Source organism: Deinococcus deserti VCD115 (assembly GCF_000020685.1).
GTDB classification, from domain to species: domain Bacteria; phylum Deinococcota; class Deinococci; order Deinococcales; family Deinococcaceae; genus Deinococcus; species Deinococcus deserti.
On record NC_012526.1, the window covers coordinates 286,956 to 309,156 of the forward strand.

A 22,201-nucleotide genomic window follows, 5' to 3' on the forward strand; every position below is an offset into this window, starting at 1 on the left:
TGAGAAGCTTGCGCTTATGCGCGGCGAGGAGGGTCGTATGGCCGAGAAGGATATTGACAAGTTGCTTTCCATGACTGACAGCAAGTACCGCCTGTCGGTGGTGACGGCAAAACGTGCACTGCAGCTGCGCTCCGGCGCCCCCAGCGTCCTGCCGGTCGAACAGCGCGTACGCACGCGCAATCTGGTGACCCAGGCGATGCGTGAACTGGCCACCGGGAAACTCACGGTGGGCACCAGCCTGCTCGACGAGCAGCGCTTCCATCAGGATTACGTGCGTCAGCGTCAGGCGCAGATTCAGGCTCAGCTCAACGCCGAGCGCGAGCGCGAGCGCGACTGAAACATTCAGGAACAGGAGGGGCAGCCGAGTAGGTTGCCCTTCCTGCCTTTGTATGGCACTGGCTTTCCAGCCTCCGCCTGAGTGGCGCCGGGATGGAATCGAGACCGGTGAGCGAGGTGAGGTGCAACTGTGCACCCGCCTACACGACGTGGCGTGAGCGTTCACCGAAGCCACCCTGACTTTCGGTATTTATCTGGCCGGCAGGCGTCATGCTGGCAGGAAAGTGCGGCCAGACTTCAGCGTGCGGACAGTCTGTTCCGATGACTGCGCAGAGTCCAGCGAAACCTGCTGCAGAGCAAACGCCCCGACCTTCTGGGCCGGGGCGCGTGGCTGGTGTACGTAAAGCTTACTTCTCGACCAGGTAGGCGGTTTCGATCACATCAGGCGTGCCGGCCATACCCGGCTGAATACGCGTGAGACGGTCGAGCACATCCAGACCCTCAACGACCTTGCCGAAGACGGTGTGGCGGCCGTCCAGGTGCGGGGTTGCCACGAACGTGATGAAGAACTGCGAGCCGTTGGTGTTGGGGCCGCGGTTGGCCATGCTCAGCACGCCTTTGCCGGTGTGGCGCTGGTTGTTGGGCTCGTCCTCGAAGTCGTAGCCCGGGCCGCCGGCGCCAGTGCCGGTGGGATCACCGGTCTGGGCCATGAACCCTTCGAGCACGCGGTGAAACTTGATGCCGTCGTAGTAGTGGTGACGCAGCAGGTACGCGAACGAGTTCACGGTCATGGGAGCGTCGTCGGGAAACAGCTCCACCACGATGCGGCCCTTGCTGGTTTCCAGCACGGCGCGGTACTGCTTGCCGGGCTCGATGCCTGCGCCCAGCTCTGGAGCCTGCGAGAAGCGGGTCTGGCGCTCGGCACTCAGCTCGGGCGTGGGCGTGAAACCGTCACTGCTGTAAAGGTCGCTCATGGTCGGCATTCTACCCTCTGGGCCCGGATGCGTTTTCCGGTCGAGGGTGGAGATGATGTCAGGATGGCCTTCATCAGCCGCTGGAGCAGCTGTTTTGCCGCTTGCGGTATGGCGGCTGCCCCGCTCAGATCACCCATTCACCGCCGCGCATCAGCGGCTCACGGTCTCCGGTGGCCGTAACACCGTCAACGTCCGTTCCTGGCGTGCCGATCATCCAGTCCACGTGAATCAGGCTGTCGTTGCCACCTGCCGCGAGCAGCGCTTCAGGGTTCTCGCCATGCTGCACGTTGGTGGGGTAACAGCGTCCCAGGGCGATGTGCGAAGCAGCGTTCTCGTCAAACAGCGTATTCAGGAACAGTGTGCCGGTCTGGGCGACAGGCGCGGAGGCCTTGACCAGGGCCAGTTCGCCCAGGTGTGCGGCTCCCTCGTCGGTGTCAATCAGCTTGCGCAGCGTTTCTTCGCCCTGCTGCGCCGTGACTTCCACCGCCCGGCCCCCCTCGAAACGCACCCGTATGCCCTCGACCAGCTGCCCGCGGACGCTCAGAGGCTTGCTGGCCACGGCCCAGCCGTCCACCCGGTCGCGGTGCGGAGCCGTAAACACTTCATCGGTGGGCAGGTTGGGCACGCCACGAATGCCGTTGCGCGCGGTTTCGGCACCTCCCTGCCAGATGTGACCCTCGGCGAGTCCCACCGTGAGGTCGGTGCCCAGTTCCGACTTCAGGTGAACGGCGGCGTACTGTTTTTCCGTCAGCAGGGTTGTCAGGCGTTCCAGCTCGGTCAGATGTGTGTTCCAGGCCGCCACGGGGTCCGGCTGATCGGCGCGGGTGACCGTAAAAATGTCGTTCCACAGGCGCGCCACAGCTTCGTCCTGGCTCAGCTGCGGATAGACCCTGGAGGCCCAGGCGGGCGTGCTCATGGCAGCGACGCACCAGTTCACGGCGAATCCGCCGACAGCTTCAGACACGGCCTTCATGGCCTGGGCCTGCAGCTTGCTGCGCAGCGCTACCCGGTCGGGGTTGACGCCCGAAAGCAGGCTGGGATCGTCCCCGGCAATGCTCAGCCGAGCGTAGCCGTCTTCTACAGCCTTCTCGGCCTCCAGGGCCACCCACTCTGGCAGGAAGGCCACGGCCTCGTCCGATCCGTCCTCAAACAGGGCCAGCGACAGCATCTGGTCTACATAATTGACCTTCACGTGCAGGGCTCCGGCGCGGTAGGCGGCCCGGGCGACATGCTGCACGAGGGGAGCAGCTTCCAGCGGCGCGTTGACCAGCAGTTTCCCGCCTGTGGGAAGGTTCACTCCGGTATGGACCAGCAGTTCGGCGTAGCGCGCAAGCTTCGTCTCGAAGTCAGAAGTTGTCATTGGATTTACTTTACGCGCTGCCCTCCAGGGCAGTTTGCCTGTTTATGTCCGGTGTCACCTTCCGGAGACGCTCTGGGAGCAGAGATCCCTGTATGGCACAGCTGTTGCCAGGGCTGCGGCGTGGGCACTGGTCTGTTGCTTTCCGGCGGCCCTGGTCGTTCAGCGGCACTTCCTGGCCCTCAGATCACTCCAGGCAACGAGGCGACGACTGGGCCATCTCTGCCCACTGGCCTACCAGCCCTTGATCTGCCGCCCGGCCTCGAATGCGGCCACGCCGGCCGCGACCGCCAGGTTCAGGCTGCGGCCCCCGCCCGGTTGCGGCAGTTTGAGTTTGGGCAGCGCGTCACGCAGCCACGCGGGCAGTCCACGCGATTCCGGGCCGAACAGCAGGTAATCGCCCTGCTGGAAACCCGCCTGGGTGTACAGCTCCGTGGCGTGGGTGGAAAAGGCGAACACCCGCGCCCCGGCAGGCAGGCTGGCCTGAAAGGCAGTCCAGCTCGCGTGCTCGTGCAGGGTGACGCCTTCGAGATAATCCATAACTGCCCGGCGGAACTCGCGGTCATGCAGGCGGAAACCGAAGGGGCGGATCAGGTGCAGTTCGGCGCCCAGCACCGAGCAGGTGCGGGCCACGTTGCCGACGTTGCCGGCCTTCTCGGGCTCGAACAGCACCAGATGCATCAGGGGCGCCTGGGCAGTTTCCTGTTGCTCAGTCGGTGGCTGCTCAGTCACGGGTGCGCCCCAGCAGAACTGTTACGCGCGTTTGCACGTGGTCGGGCGCCAGGCCCTCGGACGTCTTGAAGCTCACGCCCACCTCCGTGGCCGGCAGGTCCAGCAACCCGGCCACGGTCTGGGCAATCTCCGCACGCAGCGGCCCCAGCTTGGGCCGGTCAAGCGTCACGACCAGCGCCACGTTGACCGGCGCGTACCCCCGCGCCCGGACCAGCATCAGCGCCCGGTCGAGGATGATGCGCGAGTCCATCTCCTTGTACTCGGCGGCTGTGTCGGGGAAATAGTGCCCGATGTCGCCCAGGGCCAGTCCCGAGAGCAGTGCGTCGGCCACCGCGTGCAGCACGGCGTCTCCGTCACTGTGGGCCACGGCACCTTGTTCGGCGTGTGGAATGGGCACACCGCCCAGGATCAGCGGAAGGCCGCGCGCCAGGCGGTGGGCGTCCTCGCCATACCCGATCCGGTAGGGCAGGGCAGAAGAAAGAGACTTGGACGTCATCTCAGGAAGTCTAGAGGCTGACCGCCCTGGAATGGGGAGCCGGGGTCTTACGCGGGGGCAGGCCGGTTGCGCCTGCTGGTTACGGCCGGTTCGAGGCGCCAGTACATCAGCGCTGCCAGGAAGGCCAGTCCAGCCACGCTCACCCAGAGCGGTCCAGCGCCGAAGCGGGCCAGGATCATCCCGCCAAGCAGCGGCGCCAGCAGGGTCGCCAGGCCGGCCATGCTGCCCACCAGCCCGATGTAGCTGCCGCGCTGTTCAGGCGGGCCCAGTTCCGCAATGATGCTTTTGCTGATGCTGTAGGCCACGACCTCCCCCACAGACCAGACGAAGATGGCGGCCAGGTGCACCGCGAACGTCTGAGCAAAGGCATGAATCAGGAACCCGGCCCCCAGCAGCAGCGCGCCAGCTGCCTGCCAGCGCGGGTGGTTGCTCAGCGAGATCGCGTGCCCCAGCGGCAGGCCCAGCAGCACAACAATGAGGCCGTTTAAAGACAGTGCCTGCCCGTACTGAACGGCACTGAAGCCCTGCTGCGCGAACACCAGCGCCAGCAGCTTGTAGCTCTGGTAGGTCATCCCGAACAGCAGCGAAGCTAAACAGAAACTCCACAGCAGCGGATCGCGCGGCAGCAGGGTCGTCTTGCGGTCCTTATTTCGGGCGGGCCGCCTTGTCCTACGGTGGGCCAGCCCCAGCAGCAGGGCGTACACGGCCATGGTGGCTGCGTCCAGGTAGAACAACAGCCGGAACGACATGCCCGACAGCCAGCCGCCCAGGGCCGGGGCAACCGACGCCCCGACGTTGATCGCCCAGTACAGCAGGTTATAGGCGCGCGTGCGCTGGGCGCCGGTTGTGAGCTCAGCCACCGCACTGCTGGCAGCAGGCTTGTACAGCGCCGTGAACAGCGAGAACAGCAGCGTTCCCAGCAGGACACCCGGAAAGCTGGTGGCTGTCGAGAGGCCGAGCAGCATCACCGCGCCGCCGCTCAGGGCCAGAATCATGGTCGCGCCGGTGCCCAGCCGGTCGCTGAGCGTGCCGCCCAGACCCTCCGCCACAAAGCGGCCTACGCCCAGCACGCTGAGGACCAGGCTGACCTGAACGGTGCTCATGCCCAGGCTCGACACGAGATAGAAACCCAGCAACGGCACCACGAACTCGCCCAGGCGGTTGATCAGCGTCCCCACCCACAGCACCCAGAACTGTGACGGATAAGCCCGGTAGACGGCGTTCAGGTGGGATAGGGGCAGATGCACGGCGCTGAGTGTAGGGAACAGACAAGGATTATGTGCGGCTCAGGCTGGGGTGACTTCCTCTATCCCGGCCGCGCCGCGCGTGGCGTCGCGCAGCGCCTGCGTAAAAGCCTGCACGTCCTCAGGGAACAACTCCACCGGCAGCGTGACGCCCTGGGCGGTGTACTGCTCTTCGCCCCGTGCCGTGTCGAACAGGCCCAGCTGGTGGTACAGCGTGCTGAGGTGCTCGAAGCCCACACTGACCTGCAGCGCCTGCCGGGGCCGCACCTCGAATCTGACAGCGGTGCGCAGGCACTCGGCCGCGCCGCCCCCGTAAGCGCGCACCAGTCCACCGGTGCCCAGCTTCACGCCGCCGTAAAAGCGCACGACGACGACCATCACATGGTCCACGCCCTGGCCCTCGATGGCTTTCAGGATCGGTGCGCCTGCCGTGCCTCCGGGCTCGCCGTCGTCGTTGAAGCGGTAGGCCGCGCCGATCCGGTAGGCCCAGCAGTGATGGGTCGCGTCCGGGTAGCGTGCCCGCAGCGCGCCGAGCTGAGCCAGAGCCTGCTCGGGGGTGTCGGCACGCTCCGCGAAGGTCAGGAATTCGCTGTTCTCGATCACCGCGTCGTGGCGGTGTGAACCGGCCAGGGTCGTAAAGGGGCGGGGCAGCTCACTCACGCCTGTGTCCTTCCGGGCGTGCGCTCATAGCAGCCCACGCTCTTTGAGCAGCCGCCGGGCGTGCCACAGGGTCAGGCTGCTGGGGCCATCCTGGATCTCGCCGGCGTCGAGCATGCGGTAGGCCTCGGCCAGCGGCACGACGCGCCGCTCGATGGTCTCGGTTTCCTCGTGGGCCATCGTGCCCAGCGTCACCCCCAGCGCCAGCAGCGGGTAGAAGGTCACGCCACTGATGCTGGGCTGCGGGTAGAAGCCCGGCAGGGCGTGCCATTCACGCGCCGTGCCGCCTACCTCTTCCTTCAGTTCCCGGGCAGCGGCCGTCAGCAGGTCCTCTCCGCGCTCCACGCCGCCCGCCACGACTTCCATGATGCTGGCCCGCAGAGGATAACGGTACTGGCGGATCAGCACGGCCTCGCCCGAATCGGTCACGGGCAGCACAAACACCGCCCGTGGGCCGCGCGGCCGGTACTGGTAGACCGTCTCTGTGCCGCCCGAGACCTCGACACGGTCTTCGAGCACCACCCGGAACCCGTCCACCAGCACGCGTGAGGACAGGGTCTTCCAGGGCTGCTCACGGTCCTCGGTCAGGGTGGCCCAGTTGGGGTGGGTGTTCATGGCCTGCAGGCTAGCGCGGAGCGTGTGGAAGCTGATGGGGTGCGGGCTTATCTGCCGCCAAGCGCCGCGGCATTCAGGGCGGCCCTGACCGCACCGGTGGCTGCTGCCGTCACCACCAGGGCGTCTGGCCTGACCTGAAGGCCAGTAAGCTCCAGGGCTCCAACCTTGCCTGACAGGGTCACCCCGGGAGCGGGTGAGTAGGGGAGGCGGCCCTGCATGTGGGCCTGCGCCTGAGCCAGCTTCGGCGCCAGGTCAAAGCGCGCCATGCGGCTCACGAAAGCCTGCGCGCGCGCGTCGGCCAGCCAGCCGATCACCCGGCTGGTCAGGCCCTCGCGGCGGGTCCGCACCGTCACGCTGCGCAGGGTGACCACCCGGCCACCCGGCTCCAGGACAGGCGTGCCGGTCACGTCAACGGTCGCCGGCACCCGCAGACCCAGCGGTCCATCCACCCGGACGTTTACGGTGACGCCCAGCGCGCTGCCAGCAGGCCGGACGCTCACTCCCGTGATCCGCAGGGTCGGTGAGGTCGGTACCGGCAGGGCAAAGGTCTGCGTGGCAGCGTACTTCGTGGCGGCTGCCGACAGCTCCGGGTAGGGAAGGCGCACCGGCACGCTCAGGTCCACGCGGTCAGGCAGGGCCACGGCGACATTCAGGGGGGGCAGCGGGCGGGGAGGAATGGCAGGTGCGCGGCCCAGGCCGGCCTTCAGGTCAAACGCTGCGCCCAGGGTGAGCTTCAGGGCGTCCGGAGTGAAGCGGAACGGGGTCACGCTCAGGGTGCGCGGCTGCACCAGCGCGTAGGCGCTTTCCGGGGTGGGCAGCGTCCAGGGCTGCTGAGCGCGCGCCCAGAGCGTTCCGGCCCGGCCCTTCAGCCCCGCTCCTTCACGCACGGCACGCTCTACTTCGGCTGTAACTCTGTCCAGCTGGGCGCGAACCTGGGTATCGACCAGTGACTGCACGCTGACCCGCACGCCACCCCCCAGGTCCACGCTGAGCGGGTCGGTCCAGGCGTAGTCTCCGCTGACCTTCACGCCCGCCTCCCAGTCCGGCTGCACGAACGGCGTGACTGTCAGGCTGACGGTGGCCTCACCACCAAAGTCCCGTGCCAGGACCGACCCGGCGCCTCCGGGTTCGGCACGGAAGGCGGCGCGGATAGGCACGCGGATCAGCAGAGACTGGCCGTCTGCCGAAGGGCTCACGCTCACGTGCCCGGTGCGTGTCACGGTGCCGCGCAGCGCCACACTGACCAGCCCGCCCAGAAAGGACCGGGTCTCGTCCACCCGGGCAAACTCGGCCGGCACCCGGGCGTTGGCGGCCTGCTGCACACCGCTGAGCGGCACACTGACCGGGACGTTCAGCGTGGAGACAGCCTCGGCCGGAGCGGACATGATCCCAGTCAACAACGCAGGCATGAGAAGGCGGCGCATACCGTTCCAGGCTAGGGCAGGGGCATGAGCCGCGCGTCCCTAGAATGGTGGACGTGAGGGCGCACAGATGACCATGCGGCCTGGCCGGGTGCATGCCCTGCACGGTTTTATCGGGAGTGGCAAAAGCACCCTGGCGCGGCAGCTGGAGCGCGAGCTGCCTGCCCTGCGGTTTTCCCCGGACGAATGGACCCACGCCCTGCTGGGTGCCGATCCCCCGGAGGACCTGTACCGTCCGGCGCTGGCGGCGCTGCTCCGGCTGTTCCAGGCGCAGTGGGTGCAGGCAGCCTGCCTGGGCACCGATGTGGTGCTCGACTATGGGTTCTGGTCGCGCCGCGAACGGGATGAGCTGCGCGCGCTGTGTGCTCAGCATGGACTGGACCTGCGACTGTACCGGCTGCAGGCCTCCGATGAGGTGCTGTGGAGCCGGGTCGAGGCACGCAACGCCCGGGTCTCCGCCGGACAGGAAAGCGGCAGTGTCTGGATCAACCCCTGGGACTTCCAGCAGTTCCGTCAGCACTTTCAGCCGCTGGACCCGGACGAGCCTTGCGCCGTGCCGGGAAGCCGTTAGGGTAGGCGTATGTGGGCCCAACACGAGCTGACCCTGCGTCCTGTACGGCGCGGGTTTCACCTGATCACGCGGGAGGTCGTGCAGGCTGTGCCGGAGCTGGCCCAGGTCCGCGCTGGACTGCTGCATGTCTTTATGCGGCACACGAGTGCCAGCCTGACCATCAACGAGAACGCCTCGCCGGAGGTGCGCCGCGACTTCGAGCGGTACTTCAATCACGCCGTGCCGCAGGACTGGCAGGAATGGGAACACACGCTGGAAGGCCCGGACGATATGCCCGCGCACATCAAAGCCAGCCTGCTGGGGCCCAGCCTGACGGTGCCTGTTCAGGGCGGCCGCCTGGCGCTGGGCACCTGGCAGGGCCTGTACCTCTGCGAGCACCGTGACCAGGGCGGGTCACGCCGACTGCTGCTGACCCTGCACGGGGAAAAGGCCTGAGCGGGGTCGTGTGGGTCTATAAGGGCCACGACAGCCGGTTTCCTTCAGGTGTGTTCTCCCGCCGTGAACAGGCTTTAACCTGGATTCGTGCCCACGGGTTGAGCGGCACGTTGACGGCGTAGGTCCCGGATCAGGGCGTGTATGACCGGGCCACCGGACGCGGGCTGTGCCGTCCCAAGGGCGAGCACCACTGTAGACCGGCCTTCATAGGGAGCTTTTCCAGTGCCGGCCAGGACCATGAGCATGTTATGGACGGATTTCCCGGACACCGGGATACAGAAGAGGCAGACAGGGCCGGACAATGAAGGGTCGAGTCGTTTACACTGAGGTACGGTGCTGCGCGCCGTGCTTTTTTTTGCCCTCCAGGGCACCGGAAAGTAAGTCTGAGCGCGTGGCTGGAGGCTGAAATGCCCGGAATTGCAATTGTTGGGGCCCAGTGGGGCGATGAAGGCAAAGGGAAGATCACGGACTTCCTGGCTCCTGAAGCAGAGTTCGTGGTGCGCTACCAGGGTGGCGCGAATGCGGGTCATACCGTCACTGCCAAGGGTCAGACGTTCAAGCTGAACCTGCTGCCCAGTGGCGTGCTGCACGAAGGCACCGTGTCGGTGCTGGGTGACGGCATGGTCATCGACGCGGACAAGTTCATGGAGGAGCGCCGCAACCTGATCGCCGGCGGTCTGAATCCCGAACTGCGGATCTCGGACCGTGCTCACCTTGTGCTGCCGCACCACAAGTATGTGGACGGCCGCAAGGACTTCGTGGGCACCACCGGACGCGGCATCGGCCCGGCGTACGCCGACCGCGCCCGTCGCGTGGGCGTGCGCTTCGGTGACCTCTCCGACGACACGGTGCTGCGCGAGCGCCTCGAGCGTCTGCTGGAGGCCAAGCCCAACAGCACCCGAGACGCAGGCTGGACCAGCGTGGACGTCGCCATGGAGTCCCTGGCGCCCATCCGTGAGGCGCTGCTGCCCTTTGTGCAGGACACCGGGTCTCAGCTGCGCGCCGCCATCACTGAGGGCCGCAACGTGCTGTTCGAGGGTGCCCAGGCCACCCTGCTCGACCTGAACTACGGCACCTATCCCTTCGTGACCAGCAGCCATCCCACGGTGGGCGGCATCCTGGTCGGTGCGGGCGTAAACCACAAGGCCATTCACAAGGTCTACGGCGTGGCCAAGGCCTTCAACACCCGCGTCGGGCACGGGCCTTTCGTGACCGAGGTGCTGGGTGACGCGGAAATTCTGCGTCTGCGCGGCGACGGCTCCAAGCCCTGGGACGAGTTCGGCACCACCACCGGCCGTGCCCGCCGGGTCGGCTGGCTGGACCTGCACCTGCTGAAATACGCCGTGGAGGTCAATGGTCTCGACGGACTGGTCATCAACAAGATGGACATTCTGAGTGGCATGGACAGCATTCCTGTGTGTGTAAGCTATGACGCCGCCGGAGAGCCGGTGTACAAGCACATGAAAGGCTGGGCCACCACCGACGGCGCTGACAGCCGCGCCTCGCTGCCGCGTGAGGCCCAGGCGTACCTGGACCTGATCGAGGAGACTGTGGGCTGCCCGGTTGTGATTTTCAGTGCCGGACCTGCCCGTGAGCAGACCTACGGCTCGGTCAGCTGGACCTGAGCCAGGCGCATCGTTGCAGAGCCCAAAAGGGGGTGGAGACAGGGGCGCCTGTCTCCACCCCCACTCTTGCGCCGCCCCGTTTCCTCGATACTGATGTCCGAAAGGAAGGTCCCGCTTTGACCGAATTTGACACCGAACACCACCACATACAGCAGGAGAAGCAGGAGCTGCCCGGCCTGAGTGAGCTGACCACGCAGTGGCTGAGCGCCGTGGGCGAGGACCCGCAGCGCGAGGGCCTGCTCAAGACGCCACACCGGGTGGCCAAGGCCTGGAACTTCCTGACCGACGGCTACCGGCTGACGCTGGACGACGCTGTGGGCGACGCCGTGTTCGCCGCCGAGGGCAGCGAGATGGTCATCGTCAAGGACATCGAGTTCTACTCCATGTGCGAGCACCATATGCTGCCGTTTTTTGGCCGCGCCCACGTGGCCTACATCCCTGATGGCAAGATCCTGGGCCTCAGCAAGTTCGCGCGTATCGTGGACCTGTACTCGCGCCGGTTGCAGGTGCAGGAGCGCATCACCACCCAGGTGGCCGACGCCGTACAGGACCTGCTGCAACCCAAAGGCGTGGCCGTCCTGATGGAAGGCGTCCACCTGTGCATGGCCATGCGCGGCGTGCAGAAGCAGAATTCCTCGACCACCACCAGCGCCATGCGGGGCCTGTTCCGCAGCGACCCGCGCACCCGCGCCGAGTTCATGAGCGCAGTTCAGGGCACCCTGCGTGGCCGTTGATAGGCATTCGGGCCGAATCCTGTGGGTTTCAGGATTCGGCCCGGCTGAAGAAAAGGCTTTCGCTGCGTTTCGTGTTCAGGCCTGAAGGGCACTGCTCTGAACACTCCACAGAACGCGTTCTGGCGTTTCAGGCCTTCCCTGAATCCAGCAAAGCTCAGGCGCCGGGCAGGGTCAGGCGCAGGGCTGCGGCGTGTAGCATGCGTACGCCGGTTTCCAGGCTGCGCTCGTCGATGGTGAAGCGCGGGTGGTGGTGCGGCCAGTGGCTGTCGGCCTCTTCGCTGCCGGCGCCGACGTTGAAGTAGGCTCCAGGTGCTTTTTCCAGGTAGGCGCTGAAGTCCTCGCCGCCCATGGTGGGTTTGGCGTCCTGATAGTGCTCGGGGCCCACCGTTTCCAGGGCGATCTCGCGCAGCTGCTCGGCCACCCAGTCGGTATTGATCAGCGGGCGGTAGCCGAACTGGTAGCGCAGGTCGTAGGTCGCGCCGTGCGCCTCACAGATCCCCTTGACCACCCGCTCAATCAGCTGCGGGGCCTTCTGGCGCAGCGCCGGGTCAAAGGTGCGCACCGTGCCCATCATTTCGGCCGTGTCGGGAATGACGTTGTGGGTGGTGCCGCTGTGGAACGAGGTGATGCTGATGACCAGGGCGTCCTGGGCTGCCACCTGCCGGCTGACCACGTGCTGCAGGTTTGCCACCACCTGAGCGCCCACGGCGATGGGATCTACGGTTTCTTCCGGGTGAGCGCCGTGGCCTCCGCGGCCCTGGATGGTCAGCTCGATCATGTCGGGCGCCGCCATGAAGGCTCCGGGTTTGACCGCGACCACCCCGGCAGGCAGCTGGCTGTTCAGGTGCAGGCCGGTCACGACATCCACGCCGTTCATCAGCTCGGTCTGCATGACCAGTTCCTCAGCGCCGCCCGGTCCGACTTCCTCGGCGTGCTGGAAGATCATGCGGATTTCGCCCGGCACTTCTTCCGGGTGCGCTGAGAGCAGCCGCGCGACGCCCAGCAGGATGGCGGTGTGGCCGTCGTGACCACAGGCATGCATGACGCCGGGAGTCTGCGAGGCGAACTCAAACTGGTTTTCCTCGTGAATAGGCAAGGCGTCAATGTCGGCCCGCAGCAGCAGGGTGCGCCCCGGCTGTCCGCCGCGCAGCACGGCCAGCACGCTGGTTTCGGTAGGACGGGTCACGGTCAGCCCCGGCATGCTGTTCAGTTCAGCCTCGATAAACGCGGCCGTCTTGTGCTCCTGAAAGCCCACTTCAGGGTTCATGTGCAGGTGACGGCGCCACTTGAGCAGCTGTTCGGTGAGTTCCGAAACACGGTCCTGGGTTGTGGTCATGCCTCAGGGTAGCGCGCGGCGGCAGACTGTGAATGCCCCTGAACCTGCCCTCAGCAACCACGCCCGCTGATGTCTCGTAATAAGCAGCATGAAGACCCCTCGTTTTGGCAAAGGCAGCAGCAAGTTCAGCAAGTTCATGGTGCTGGCCCCCGTGGCCCTGGAAGTCCTGAGCCTGATCCGCCAGCAGCAGCGCAAGACCGGCAAGTACGTCAAGGCCCGCAAGCGCGATAAGGCACTGGACTTCCTGCTGGGGCAGGCCCAGCGCAAGCTGGGGGGCAAACCCAGCCGGCGCCGCTGGTTCTGAGCGCACCTGTCTGGCTGCCCGGGACTGACCTGCGTCCAGTTCAGCCCCAGGCTGTCTAGCAGCGCCCGGAGCCATGTTGAACAAGCCTTAGGGTTTAGCTCACAGCATACTGAAAACGGCTTAATTGCCCCAGACATTTAATCCATCTATGGCCATCACAGCCGGCCCATACTTGTGACCCAGAAACAGGGAAGGGAGACGTCCACCTTCTAAAAAACGGACGTACGAGCGGGGCGGAAGCAGGCCCCTGGACTGGTTCGAGGCCAGTCACCCGCACCTCAGGAAGGGAGGAAGTCCGCAAAGACTTCCTCCGCTTTTTTGTTGTGGCTTGAGGCAGGCGTGGTGACCTCTGGCGCGGCCTGATTTCACGGCCACCCTGGGTTTCAGCTTGCGTCAGTTCTGATCAGGGGCCTGTGCTCCGCTGTCCGCTTCGGATGATGTCGTTTCGTGAATGGCTCCGGGACCCTCTTCGGCAAGCTGCTGAATGATCGGCGTGACGTCCTCTGCCCACAGCAGCAGTTCGGCGCGCTCGTCGTGGGTCTGGAGGGGGCGCGCATTGACTTTGACGATCCGTCGGCCCTGACCGGGAAGGTCCATGTGCAGCATGAAATCGCTCAGTTCGCCGCTGCCCAGCGTCAGGTCGCGCAACAGGCCCGTCAGCTCTGGATTGTCGAACTGCCCGCTGCCCAGGTCAAAGAGCCTCACGCCCTTTGCGTCGGCAACCTGAAGCTGCAGCAGCTCCAGCAGGGCCTTGTTGTGCGACAGCACCCGCAGGTTATGGTCGAGCACCACGACCGGGTCACTCATGGTATTCAGCACAGCTTCGTTTTGGTCCTGAGCGTCGCGCAGCTGGTGGTGCAGCTGCTTGACGGTGTCGATATTGGTAAAGACCACCACGGCGCCGTCGATGGTGTTATCGAAGGTCCGGTAGGGCGAAATGCGCATCAGGAACCAGCGGCCGTCCTTGGTCTGGACCTCTGTTTCATAGGGAATCAGAGTCTGGATCACGCGCTGAATGTCCTCGGCCAGGATGTCGTAGCGCAGGTTCGAGGCGATATCGGTGATCGGTCGCCCCAGATCCACCGACATCAGACTGACCACTTCGGTAATGCGCGGCGTAAACCGCTTGACCCGCAGGTTGTTGTCCAGGAACACGGTGGCAATGCCCACCGAGTCCAGCAGGTTTTTCATATCGTCGTTGGCCTGCTGGAGATCCGTGATGATCACGTGATGTTCGGCGTTGATGGTGCTGAGCTCCTCGTTGAGCGACTGCAACTCCTCTTTGGAGGTCATCAGCTCCTCGATGCTGCTCTGGAGTTCCTCGTTGGTGGTCTGGAGTTCCTCATTGGTGCTTTTGCGTTCCTCAAGCGCCACTTCCGTCTCCTCGATGGTGGCCTGCAGGTATTCCTTGGTGCGCTGGAGTTCGCGCTCCAGCTGCGCCACCCGGCCGCTGGTGTCCGGCCCGGCACTGGCCAGGCTTTGCAGCGGCGCCTGCCCCCGGTCCAGAAAGACAATCAGAAACAGGTCCTGAGGCTGACCTGGGTAGCGCATGGGGGTCACTACCAGTTCCAGCTGGTGCGGCGTGCATTGAACGGTGAAATCAAGCACCGGCGAGCGGACCTCGCTGTCGGTGGCCACGGCTTCGCGCAGCGCGCCGATCAGTTCGTAGCGCAGCTCCGGGAAGGCCATATCCACCACATTGTTGTTGGGGACGCCGTTCGGCAGCTCCAGGTAGGCTCCGGTCCGGCCGCTGACATACACCACAGTGCCCTGGGCGTCCACGGCGACGGCTGGGGGCGTCCACTCGGCCAGCAGCACAGTCTGCACACTGCTGGACACGCTACTTTCCCGTGGGCGGGCAGGCTGGAAGCGCAGGTGATGCTCGCGGGACGTCCGCTGAGGCTCGATTGTCAACGGTGTCTGGCTCAGGTTGGCCAGCGCCAGTGTTCCTGCGGGCCGGAAGCCCTCACGCCGGTAGAGCTTCCAGCGGTTGTCCAGGGTGCCGAACATCTCCCGGCTGGTGCCCAGTGTCTCGGACGGTCCCAGGAACAACAGGCCGCCGGGTTTCAGGGCGAAGTGAAACAGCGGCAGCACTTCCTTTTGCAGCTCGGGGCTGAAATAGATCAGCATGTTGCGGCACGACACCAGGTCCAGGCGGGTAAACGGCGGGTCCCGGAAAACGTTGTGCCGCGCAAACACGATCATCTCGCGCAGTTCGCTCCTGACCTGATAGCCGCCGTCGCGCGCAATGAAAAACCGGTCCAGCCGCTCGGTGGACACGCCTGCCACAGCCTGTGTGGAGTACAGGCCCAGCCGGGCGGTGTCCACGGCCTCCTGATCAAGGTCGGTGGCAAAGATCTGTACCCCAACGTGCGAGAGGTCCTCGGTTTCCTCAAGCACCTCGCGCAGCAGCATGGCCAGCGAATAGGCTTCCTCTCCTGTGGAGCAGCCCGCCACCCAGATCCGGAAACTGCCCGACTCGGCGTGCTCCCGCATATAGGTCCGCAGATGGGCCGCTACCATCTCGAACGCCTGCGGATCGCGGAAAAAGCTGGTCACGTTGATCAGGAAGTCCCGGAACAGCGCCCGGACCTCTTCGGGATTGTCGCGCAGGACATGGGCGTACTGTTCGAGGTCCTGGATCTGCTGACTTTTCATGCGCCGGTCGATGCGGCGCACCAGCGTATTGAGCTTGTACTGGGAAAAGTCGTGCGACGTGCGGACCCGGACCTGATTGAGCACCTTCTGCAACGAGGCCGAAGCGCGCCCGTCACTGGCAAACGCCTCCGGGTAACGCAGGGTCTGGGTGCGGGTCACCTGGGCAAACAGCTCGGCCGCCAGTTCTTCGGCCGGCAGCACCTGATCGGCGGTGCCGGTGGCCACGGCGCTCTGCGGCATGCTGGCGTACTGCGCGGTCGCCGGATCCTGCACGTACACCAGCCCCAGGTTCTGCTTGATGGCCTGCACGCCACGGCTGCCGTCAATGCCCATGCCCGACAGCACCACAGCCACGGCCCGTTCGCCCTGATCGGCGGCGAGGCTGGCAAAGAACGTGTCGATAGGCAGGTGAGGCTGGGGGTCGGGGGTCAGTTGCAAGGCGCCGCGCAGCAGGGTCACCGTGTGGCCGGGCGGCGCGACATAGACGTGTTCGGCGGCGGCTTCCAGGCCGTCGGTGATTTCCACCACCGGCAGGGAGGTGCAGCGGGCCAGCAGTTCCGGCATCAGGCTGCCGCTCTGCGGATCCAGGTGCGGCACCACCACGAAGGCCATGCCGCTGCCCTGGGCAAGCGCCGTAAACAGGCGTTCGTAACTGTCCAGTGCGCCGGCCGAGCCGCCGATTCCGACAATGGCGGTCGGCGTTCTGAACCGGCTTTCAGCAGGTGCCTCAGGAAAGTCAGTGGCGGTGTGGGCGTCTTCGTTCATCAGGTGGGCTCCGGGGTACAGACCGCTCAGGATAGGACAGGCGACCTTCCATGACACTGACAGTCTGGCGGGAAGCCACAGCGCACTGCAGAGCAGTCTATGTCCAGGGAGCGCGGCTCTATGTGCATCAGGCAGGACTGTGAGGCCGGCATCAGGGGCAGACTGACCGGGCAGGCAGACAGGTGGGCCAGTCCCGGGCCCAGCCTCACCCGGCTAAAGGTCAGCACAATCGTGGTCTCCGTGTGTGTGACGGACGCAGGCTATAGTGGGTGTCATATCCGCACGCTGGCAGATCCGGTTGCTGGTCCCCTTTATCCAGGCACATGGTCATCTGGTACCCCGCTTCAACTGGAGCTGTGAAAGACACATGAGTGAGCAGGCCCCTTCACAACAGACAGCCCGCGAGCAGGCAGAGCAGGAATTGCGTGACTCCCCCCGCGAAGTGCCGGCGACCATCCAGGACCCGGCACTGCTGCTTCATGAATTGCAGGTGCACCAGATAGAACTTGAGCATCAGAACGAGGAACTGCGCCGCGCCCTGCAGGAGACAGAAGAAGCCCACCGCAAATACCAGGAGCTGTTTGATTTTGCGCCCATCGGCTATCTCACGGTTGACCGCATGGGTCTGGTGCAGGCGGTCAACGAGGCGGCCAGCAGCATGCTGGGAATGCAGCGCTCGCGCCTGACCGGACGGCAGTTCGGGGCCTACATCGCCGCTGAGTACCGGGGTCACTTCACCGCGTTGATGAAACGAATTTTCGAGTCGCTGGACAAACGGGTGACGGAAGTCCTGCTGCTGCGCTCGGACGGCACCACCTTCTGGGCGCAGCTGGAAGGCGCGGCCATCAGCAAAGAAGGGAAGCCGGGCGACTCGTGCCGGGTCGCGGTGATAGACATCCACGTGCAAAAGCAGGTGCAGCAGGAAATCATGCACCTCAACCAGACCCTGGAACAGCGGGTCGAGGAGCGCAGTGCCAAGGTCCGCGAGCTCAGCGAGGAGCTCGAGCGCTTTACCTATGACGTGGCGGTCGACCTGCAAGGGCCGCTGCGGCACATCGAGACTTTCGTGGACCGGCTCGGCAGGCACCAGGAGTACGACGAGGAAGCCCTGCGTTACATCGAGCACATCCGCAGCTCCGGCGAGCGCATGACGATCCTGACTACAGCGCTGCTGAGCTTTTCTCGGGCCAGCCGCATGCGTATGCGCTCGGCCCCGCTGCCCATGGACCAGGTCTTCAAGGACGTGCAGCGTAAGCTGCGGCCTCAGCTCAAGGACCGGAATGTCCGCCTGACGTCCGACCCCCTGCCGGTGGTGCAGGGCGACAGCGGCGCCATGCAGCTGGTGCTCAGGGAGCTGCTGGACAACGCCCTGAAATTCACCCGGGACCAGCCTGACCCGCGCATTCATGTGTATGCCCAGGACCTGCCGCGCGAACACGTGCTGGCCGTCAGCGACAACGGCGTGGGCTTCAACATGCGCTACCGCGACCGCTTGTTCAACGTCTTCCAGCGCCTGCACAACGAGCGTGACTTCGAGGGCGCCGGTGTGGGGCTGGTGACCGTGCGCCGGGTGGTCTCGCGCCAGGGTGGCCGGGTATGGGCCGAGGGCCATGTGGGGGAAGGCGCCACCTTTTACGTGGCACTGCCCAAGCAGCCCGACGAACTCGACTGAGCGCCACCGAACCGGGCCACACTGGGCCGGCCGGCACGGGGTGTGCCGGGAAGCTGGCCTGGGCAGCTTCTGGGGGCCATGCACACGGGCGCATTGTGTTCATGTTTCCAGAACATTCTGTTTGCGGCGCTGAGAGAGAATAGACGGTATGGCATCTCATCAGGTCGTGGTTATCGGTGCGTCGGCTGGTGGGGTGGAAAGCCTGATGCAACTGGCAGCCTCGTTTCCAGCTGACTTTCCTCTGCCCATTCTGGTGGTCCAGCATGTATCGCCGCGGGCCACAAGTACGCTGCCCCAGATTCTGCAGCGTTCGGGGCCTCTGGCGGCTTCTCACGCTGTAGACGGTCAGCGGGTCATGCCTGGTCATATCTACGTGGCGGTGCCCGACCATCACCTGCTGATCGAGGACGGACACCTGATCGTGGCGCGTGGGCCCAAGGAAAACCGCTTCCGGCCCTCGGCCAACGCCCTGTTCCGCTCGGCGGCCTACGCCTACGGTCCGGGTGTTATCGCGGTGGTGCTGTCCGGCATGCTCGACGACGGTGCCTCGGGGCTGTGGACCGTCAAGCGGCGCGGCGGTGTTGCGGTCGTGCAGGACCCTGCCGACGCCATGTTTGACGAGATGCCACGCAACGCTCTGGGACAGGTCAACGTGGATCACGTGGTGCCACTTTCCGGGCTGGCGCCTTTGCTGACCCGGCTCGCGCAGGACCCGGCGGCCCAGGTAGAGGAGAATCACATGAGCGATAACGAGGAGCAGCGCCTGGCGACTGAAGTTCAGGTCACGGCCGGGCAGCGGTTGCCGCTGAGCGAATGGCTGAAGCTGGGGGAGCCCTCGACCCTGACCTGTCCGGAATGCCACGGGGCACTGTTGAAGGTTCAGGAGGGCATGCTGACCCGCTACCGCTGCCATACCGGTCATGCATTTTCAGATAACGGCCTGCTGTCGTACGTGACCGAGAACATCGAGGAAAGCCTGTGGAATGCCCTGCGTGCCATTGACGAAAGCCAGATGCTTCTGCGCCACATGGCCGAGCACTATGCGGATCTGGGCGATCCCCAGACCGCAGAAGCCTTTCTTGACCGCGCCCAGGAAGCCCAGGACCGCGCCAGCCAGATCCGCGCCCTGGTGGTTCAGCGCAGTGCGCAGGGCCGGACCCCGGACCACGCTCAGAACCTCACCACTGAAGACGTCCACTCTGGCTGAATGGAGAACTGAGTCACAATCGTCGGCAGAAGTTTTTTATGGCCTTTTTAGGACTTCTGGTCAGATACGCTTATGGATCTTTACGAAGCTCTTACCGCCTCGTCAGTGATGCAGCAATCCAAACTGATATGCAATAAACATCCGGTAATTTAGGCGTTCTTACCTGCAATTACGAAGATGAGGAGACGTTTTTCCCGCAATAGAAGATAGATTTCTGTTCTCTGAGGCTTCAGGTCTATGTTCTGGGCAGGCGGCTGGACTCGTTTGCTGAACCGGGAAAGAACAGCCGCGCCGGGAATTACAGATCAGCGCCTGAATGACGAAACAGTTGGGCGGAATCGGGGCCTCATCAGGTGGACCGTGTAGGAATCAAACTTGAAAAGCGTTTTGAAAGGGCAGGGCAGAGCCATCATGCGGCAGCCAGACGACGGACCATCAAGCGGATCATGACTTCGTAGACGAGGTATTCGGAGGTTTCTGGCAAGGCTCCGAAATCCTGATTCATCCGCCCTGATGTGCCCAGCCAGGCGGAAGAGGACGCGACTACCCAGCGTCGCGCGCAGCGGTAGTAACACTTTTACAGTATCCAGCATGGCCCTCAGGTTGCCCTCAATTCTCCTGTGACGCCCTACCTTCGTGGCCGCATGGCTGATGTTGCCGGCCTGCGTCTGGATGGGTGGCCCAACTGGTGCGCTTGACCTGGCCTATGCCGTTGCCCGGGGCCGCGAAGCCCAGCTTGAGCGGAGCGGGTGGGGCCAGTTCTGGCGCTGACTCGTCGGGCTCATGCCGGGCTTGGTGGAATTCACGGGACTGCTCTGCTGGTGAGACGGGAACGACGGACCACGCATATCAGACGTGATCCGACAGTCGGCTCAGGCATACCGTTCTGGCATACCCCCAATTGGGTGGGGTACATACGTTTTAGCCGCGCCAGGTCGACTGCCACGGTACGGCATGGAATGCACCGCTAAAGGTTCTCACCGCTCATACCACGTTTAGTCTTACAGTACCCTTACCCGCCATTCAAAAGATATGAAAAACCTCACAAGTTTTTAGAGGGAAAAGCAGGGAGCGGCGGGAGCCAAGGGGGGTTGGATGAAGCGGGACGGATTCGTATTGGTGGTGGTGCTCTCGATAGCAGTGTTGATCGGGGTCATTTTAGTCGTTTCGTCCACGTTCTCCATCATCGCCCGGCAGACAGTAACCGCCGAGACGCAGAAGATTCCTGCCTTCTATGCCGCGAATGCAGGACTCGAGCGTGCGATGGCAAGAATATCCACGCTGATCACGCCGACTCAGACAGTTACAAAGGCTGGACTTGCATCCACTGGAAAGCTTTACCGGGACTCGACCACCGATGATGTGGCTGCTGATCTGGCTGTCCGCCTAAACGCAACACCGAACCTGGGCGCAAGTACAGGTTCTAGGGGCTCGGTTGCTGGTGGCGCCTTCGAGGTTACTGCAGCACCGAAGGGGAACTCCACAGTCGAACTGAAATCCGCCGGATGGAGCACCACGGGCGGAGAGCGAAAGATTGTACTGTCGTATGTCATCACGCCAAGCTCGATTAAGGCTGCGACAGCGGGCGCATTGGCAACCACTGGGCCCTCAGGTGTCAGTGGGGGGGGCAACGTCGTCGGGCAGACCGGCACCGTTGGTACGGGTTCCATCGTCACCTGTCCTGGTGCGGTTGGCAACACGTGCCCCTCACCCTCCAGTCCCCCCGTCTATCAGGTCATCTGGCCAACGGCTACCCTTCCTAATTTGAATGACAATGTGACATACGCATCTAATCCACCAACCGACGCCCTGTACAAAGTCACAAAAATTGATGCCGCAACGGGGGCAGTGGAGTTAACGGCGGTTAATGAGTATATTAACGTCACCACCACCAATAAGGCTGGCAAGACTACCGTCACGCAGCAGATGGTCCCACTGTCGAGTCCTGCACACCTGGCCGTGACGACTGAAGTCCCCGCTATTTTGAGTTATCTGTCGTCCCCTTCAGCGAAAGGTGGAGCCGCGTCGAGTTGTGATGTTTACACCTGCGGATATCTCTCCACCGATCCCTCCAAACTGTTTGAGGCCACCTTTGGTGTAACGAAGGTTGCTTTTGAGGGCGACCTCACGGACAGCACCCTCACGAACGCCATCATCACCTCCGATACCTGCCCCTCGGGTTCCACCGACAGCAAAGTGCAGTGGCTGCGGCCGACCAGCCTGAACGGGGGACAACTGAACCTCACCCCATGTGACACCCCACGTGTCCTCGTGGTCGACCTGCCAACTATCGGCTGCAGCGCGAACAATCAGAGCTGTATCACCATCAGCCTCAACAACGGCGGATTCAAAGGACTGCTCTATATCATCGGGAACGGTCAATCCGTGCAGATCGCCGGGAACGCTGGCTCCTTCGCGGGCGGGGTGATTGTCGAGACCGGAACGAACGCCGACGCCTCAAACCCGGTGTTCACTGTCTCTGGGACTGCTAAGACCGGCTATTGCGGCGCAGTGGACGCGAAAATTTGCTACAACGCCAGCCTATCGGCAACTGTGATCCCCGGCTTGAAGGCGTCGCTCGACACGACCGCACTCCCCGGCGTGGACGATCTCCAGAACTCCTGGCAGGAAGCCGAGGGCAACTGATGAAATCGGACGGTTTTTCACTGCTCGAACTGCTCGTGGTGTTGGCGATCGTCGGTATTCTTGCGTCCATCGGGAGCGCGAGCTACATCAGGTGGATCAACCTCACAAGGGCAGACGCGGCCGCGGCCGAAGTTGGCCGACTTATGGACAAAGCGTCTTCTCGCGTGAGAACGACGAACAAGGACGTGACCTTTACCATTGATGCAACGGCCAACACGATCAAGCTGTCCCAGGGTGGCGTGATGTTCGCTGGTGGGCAGCCTCTCGACGCGACGATCAGCAGCCTGACCTGCCGCCCTGCCTGCTTGGCCACGCCCACGGTGGTCACCGTCAAGGCCCCGTTTGGAGGTTTCGTCAACAACGCAGTGAGCCCCGTTGCCGCTGACATCAAGATAGTGATCACCCGCAACGGCCTTACCCGGTCCGTGTATGCCCTTGGGCCTGCCGCGCTCCTCAAAGTCGTGAGGAACTAAGCA

Annotated in this window: 20 protein-coding genes and 1 pseudogene; 11 read left to right on the forward strand and 10 right to left on the reverse strand. The window is 64.2% G+C overall.

Annotation, left to right across the window (positions count from 1 at the left end):
* Positions 1-37: 37 nt before the first annotated feature.
* On the forward strand, positions 38-337 hold the full coding sequence (gene rpoZ / locus DEIDE_RS01420) for a DNA-directed RNA polymerase subunit omega (RefSeq protein ID WP_012692190.1): 300 nt from the start codon (positions 38-40) through the stop codon (positions 335-337).
* A 346-nt stretch (positions 338-683) separates the two neighbouring features.
* Here rpoZ and DEIDE_RS01425 read toward each other — a convergent pair whose 3' ends face one another.
* From DEIDE_RS01425 to DEIDE_RS01460, 8 genes are all read right to left on the reverse strand, one after another.
* Positions 684-1,250, reverse strand: a complete 567-nt coding sequence (locus tag DEIDE_RS01425) for a peptidylprolyl isomerase (RefSeq protein WP_012692191.1) — start codon at positions 1,248-1,250, stop codon at positions 684-686.
* A 124-nt stretch (positions 1,251-1,374) separates the two neighbouring features.
* Positions 1,375-2,610: an aminopeptidase gene (locus DEIDE_RS01430; protein ID WP_012692192.1), complete on the reverse strand. Its 1,236-nt coding sequence runs from the start codon at positions 2,608-2,610 to the stop codon at positions 1,375-1,377.
* A gap of 231 nt (positions 2,611-2,841) precedes the next feature.
* Entirely contained in the window at positions 2,842-3,288 is a 447-nt protein-coding gene (locus DEIDE_RS01435; RefSeq protein ID WP_012692193.1) for a tRNA (cytidine(34)-2'-O)-methyltransferase, read from the reverse strand.
* Between the two features lie 43 nt (positions 3,289-3,331).
* Positions 3,332-3,835 carry a 2-C-methyl-D-erythritol 2,4-cyclodiphosphate synthase gene (ispF, locus tag DEIDE_RS01440; RefSeq protein WP_012692194.1) on the reverse strand — a complete coding sequence of 168 codons (504 nt, stop codon included), beginning with the start codon at positions 3,833-3,835 and terminating at the stop codon, positions 3,332-3,334.
* A gap of 47 nt (positions 3,836-3,882) precedes the next feature.
* Positions 3,883-5,082, reverse strand: a complete 1,200-nt coding sequence (locus DEIDE_RS01445) for an MFS transporter (RefSeq protein WP_012692195.1) — start codon at positions 5,080-5,082, stop codon at positions 3,883-3,885.
* A 39-nt stretch (positions 5,083-5,121) separates the two neighbouring features.
* Positions 5,122-5,739 carry an IMPACT family protein gene (locus DEIDE_RS01450; protein ID WP_012692196.1) on the reverse strand — a complete coding sequence of 206 codons (618 nt, stop codon included), beginning with the start codon at positions 5,737-5,739 and terminating at the stop codon, positions 5,122-5,124.
* Between the two features lie 24 nt (positions 5,740-5,763).
* Positions 5,764-6,351: an NUDIX domain-containing protein gene (locus DEIDE_RS01455; RefSeq protein WP_012692197.1), complete on the reverse strand. Its 588-nt coding sequence runs from the start codon at positions 6,349-6,351 to the stop codon at positions 5,764-5,766.
* Between the two features lie 47 nt (positions 6,352-6,398).
* Complete coding sequence (locus DEIDE_RS01460) at positions 6,399-7,775, reverse strand: DUF4403 family protein (protein WP_012692198.1); 1,377 nt, start codon at positions 7,773-7,775, stop codon at positions 6,399-6,401.
* Positions 7,776-7,842: 67 nt separating this feature from the next.
* Here DEIDE_RS01460 and DEIDE_RS01465 point away from each other — a divergent pair, with 67 nt between their 5' ends.
* The 5 genes and pseudogenes from DEIDE_RS01465 to folE all read left to right on the forward strand — a co-directional run bounded on the left by DEIDE_RS01465 (position 7,843) and on the right by folE (position 11,137).
* On the forward strand, positions 7,843-8,343 hold the full coding sequence (locus DEIDE_RS01465) for a P-loop nucleotide/nucleoside kinase family protein (RefSeq protein ID WP_012692199.1): 501 nt from the start codon (positions 7,843-7,845) through the stop codon (positions 8,341-8,343).
* Between the two features lie 9 nt (positions 8,344-8,352).
* Positions 8,353-8,778 (forward strand): secondary thiamine-phosphate synthase enzyme YjbQ, encoded by a 426-nt coding sequence (locus DEIDE_RS01470; protein ID WP_012692200.1) that lies wholly within the window; start codon positions 8,353-8,355, stop codon positions 8,776-8,778.
* A gap of 8 nt (positions 8,779-8,786) precedes the next feature.
* Positions 8,787-9,083: pseudogene (locus tag DEIDE_RS19840) on the forward strand (DUF7710 domain-containing protein).
* A 102-nt stretch (positions 9,084-9,185) separates the two neighbouring features.
* A complete protein-coding gene (locus tag DEIDE_RS01475) occupies positions 9,186-10,403 on the forward strand; it encodes an adenylosuccinate synthase (RefSeq protein WP_012692201.1) in 1,218 nt (405 codons plus the stop codon).
* Between the two features lie 116 nt (positions 10,404-10,519).
* Positions 10,520-11,137, forward strand: coding sequence for a GTP cyclohydrolase I FolE (folE, locus tag DEIDE_RS01480; protein WP_012692202.1), 618 nt, complete (start codon positions 10,520-10,522; stop codon positions 11,135-11,137).
* 154 nt (positions 11,138-11,291) lie between these two features.
* Here the strand turns inward: folE and DEIDE_RS01485 are convergent, their stop codons facing one another.
* The gene (locus DEIDE_RS01485; protein WP_012692203.1) at positions 11,292-12,473 is read right to left on the reverse strand and encodes a M20 family metallopeptidase; all 1,182 of its coding nucleotides are present in this window, start codon (positions 12,471-12,473) and stop codon (positions 11,292-11,294) included.
* A gap of 88 nt (positions 12,474-12,561) precedes the next feature.
* On the opposite strand from DEIDE_RS01485, the gene DEIDE_RS01490 reads away from it, so the two are divergent.
* Positions 12,562-12,777, forward strand: coding sequence for a hypothetical protein (locus tag DEIDE_RS01490; RefSeq protein WP_012692204.1), 216 nt, complete (start codon positions 12,562-12,564; stop codon positions 12,775-12,777).
* A 393-nt stretch (positions 12,778-13,170) separates the two neighbouring features.
* Here DEIDE_RS01490 and DEIDE_RS01495 read toward each other — a convergent pair whose 3' ends face one another.
* The gene (locus DEIDE_RS01495) at positions 13,171-16,200 is read right to left on the reverse strand and encodes a CheR family methyltransferase (protein ID WP_012692205.1); all 3,030 of its coding nucleotides are present in this window, start codon (positions 16,198-16,200) and stop codon (positions 13,171-13,173) included.
* Positions 16,201-16,567: 367 nt separating this feature from the next.
* On the opposite strand from DEIDE_RS01495, the gene DEIDE_RS01500 reads away from it, so the two are divergent.
* The 4 genes from DEIDE_RS01500 to DEIDE_RS01520 all read left to right on the forward strand — a co-directional run bounded on the left by DEIDE_RS01500 (position 16,568) and on the right by DEIDE_RS01520 (position 22,198).
* Positions 16,568-17,872, forward strand: coding sequence for a sensor histidine kinase (locus DEIDE_RS01500; RefSeq protein WP_012692206.1), 1,305 nt, complete (start codon positions 16,568-16,570; stop codon positions 17,870-17,872).
* Between the two features lie 148 nt (positions 17,873-18,020).
* The gene (locus DEIDE_RS01505; RefSeq protein ID WP_012692207.1) at positions 18,021-19,079 is read left to right on the forward strand and encodes a chemotaxis protein CheB; all 1,059 of its coding nucleotides are present in this window, start codon (positions 18,021-18,023) and stop codon (positions 19,077-19,079) included.
* A gap of 1,095 nt (positions 19,080-20,174) precedes the next feature.
* Positions 20,175-21,725: a hypothetical protein gene (locus DEIDE_RS01515; RefSeq protein WP_041226975.1), complete on the forward strand. Its 1,551-nt coding sequence runs from the start codon at positions 20,175-20,177 to the stop codon at positions 21,723-21,725.
* Entirely contained in the window at positions 21,725-22,198 is a 474-nt protein-coding gene (locus tag DEIDE_RS01520) for a pilus assembly FimT family protein (protein WP_012692208.1), read from the forward strand. Before DEIDE_RS01515 ends, DEIDE_RS01520 begins: the two co-directional genes overlap by 1 nt.
* The last annotated feature ends 3 nt before the right edge of the window (positions 22,199-22,201 follow it).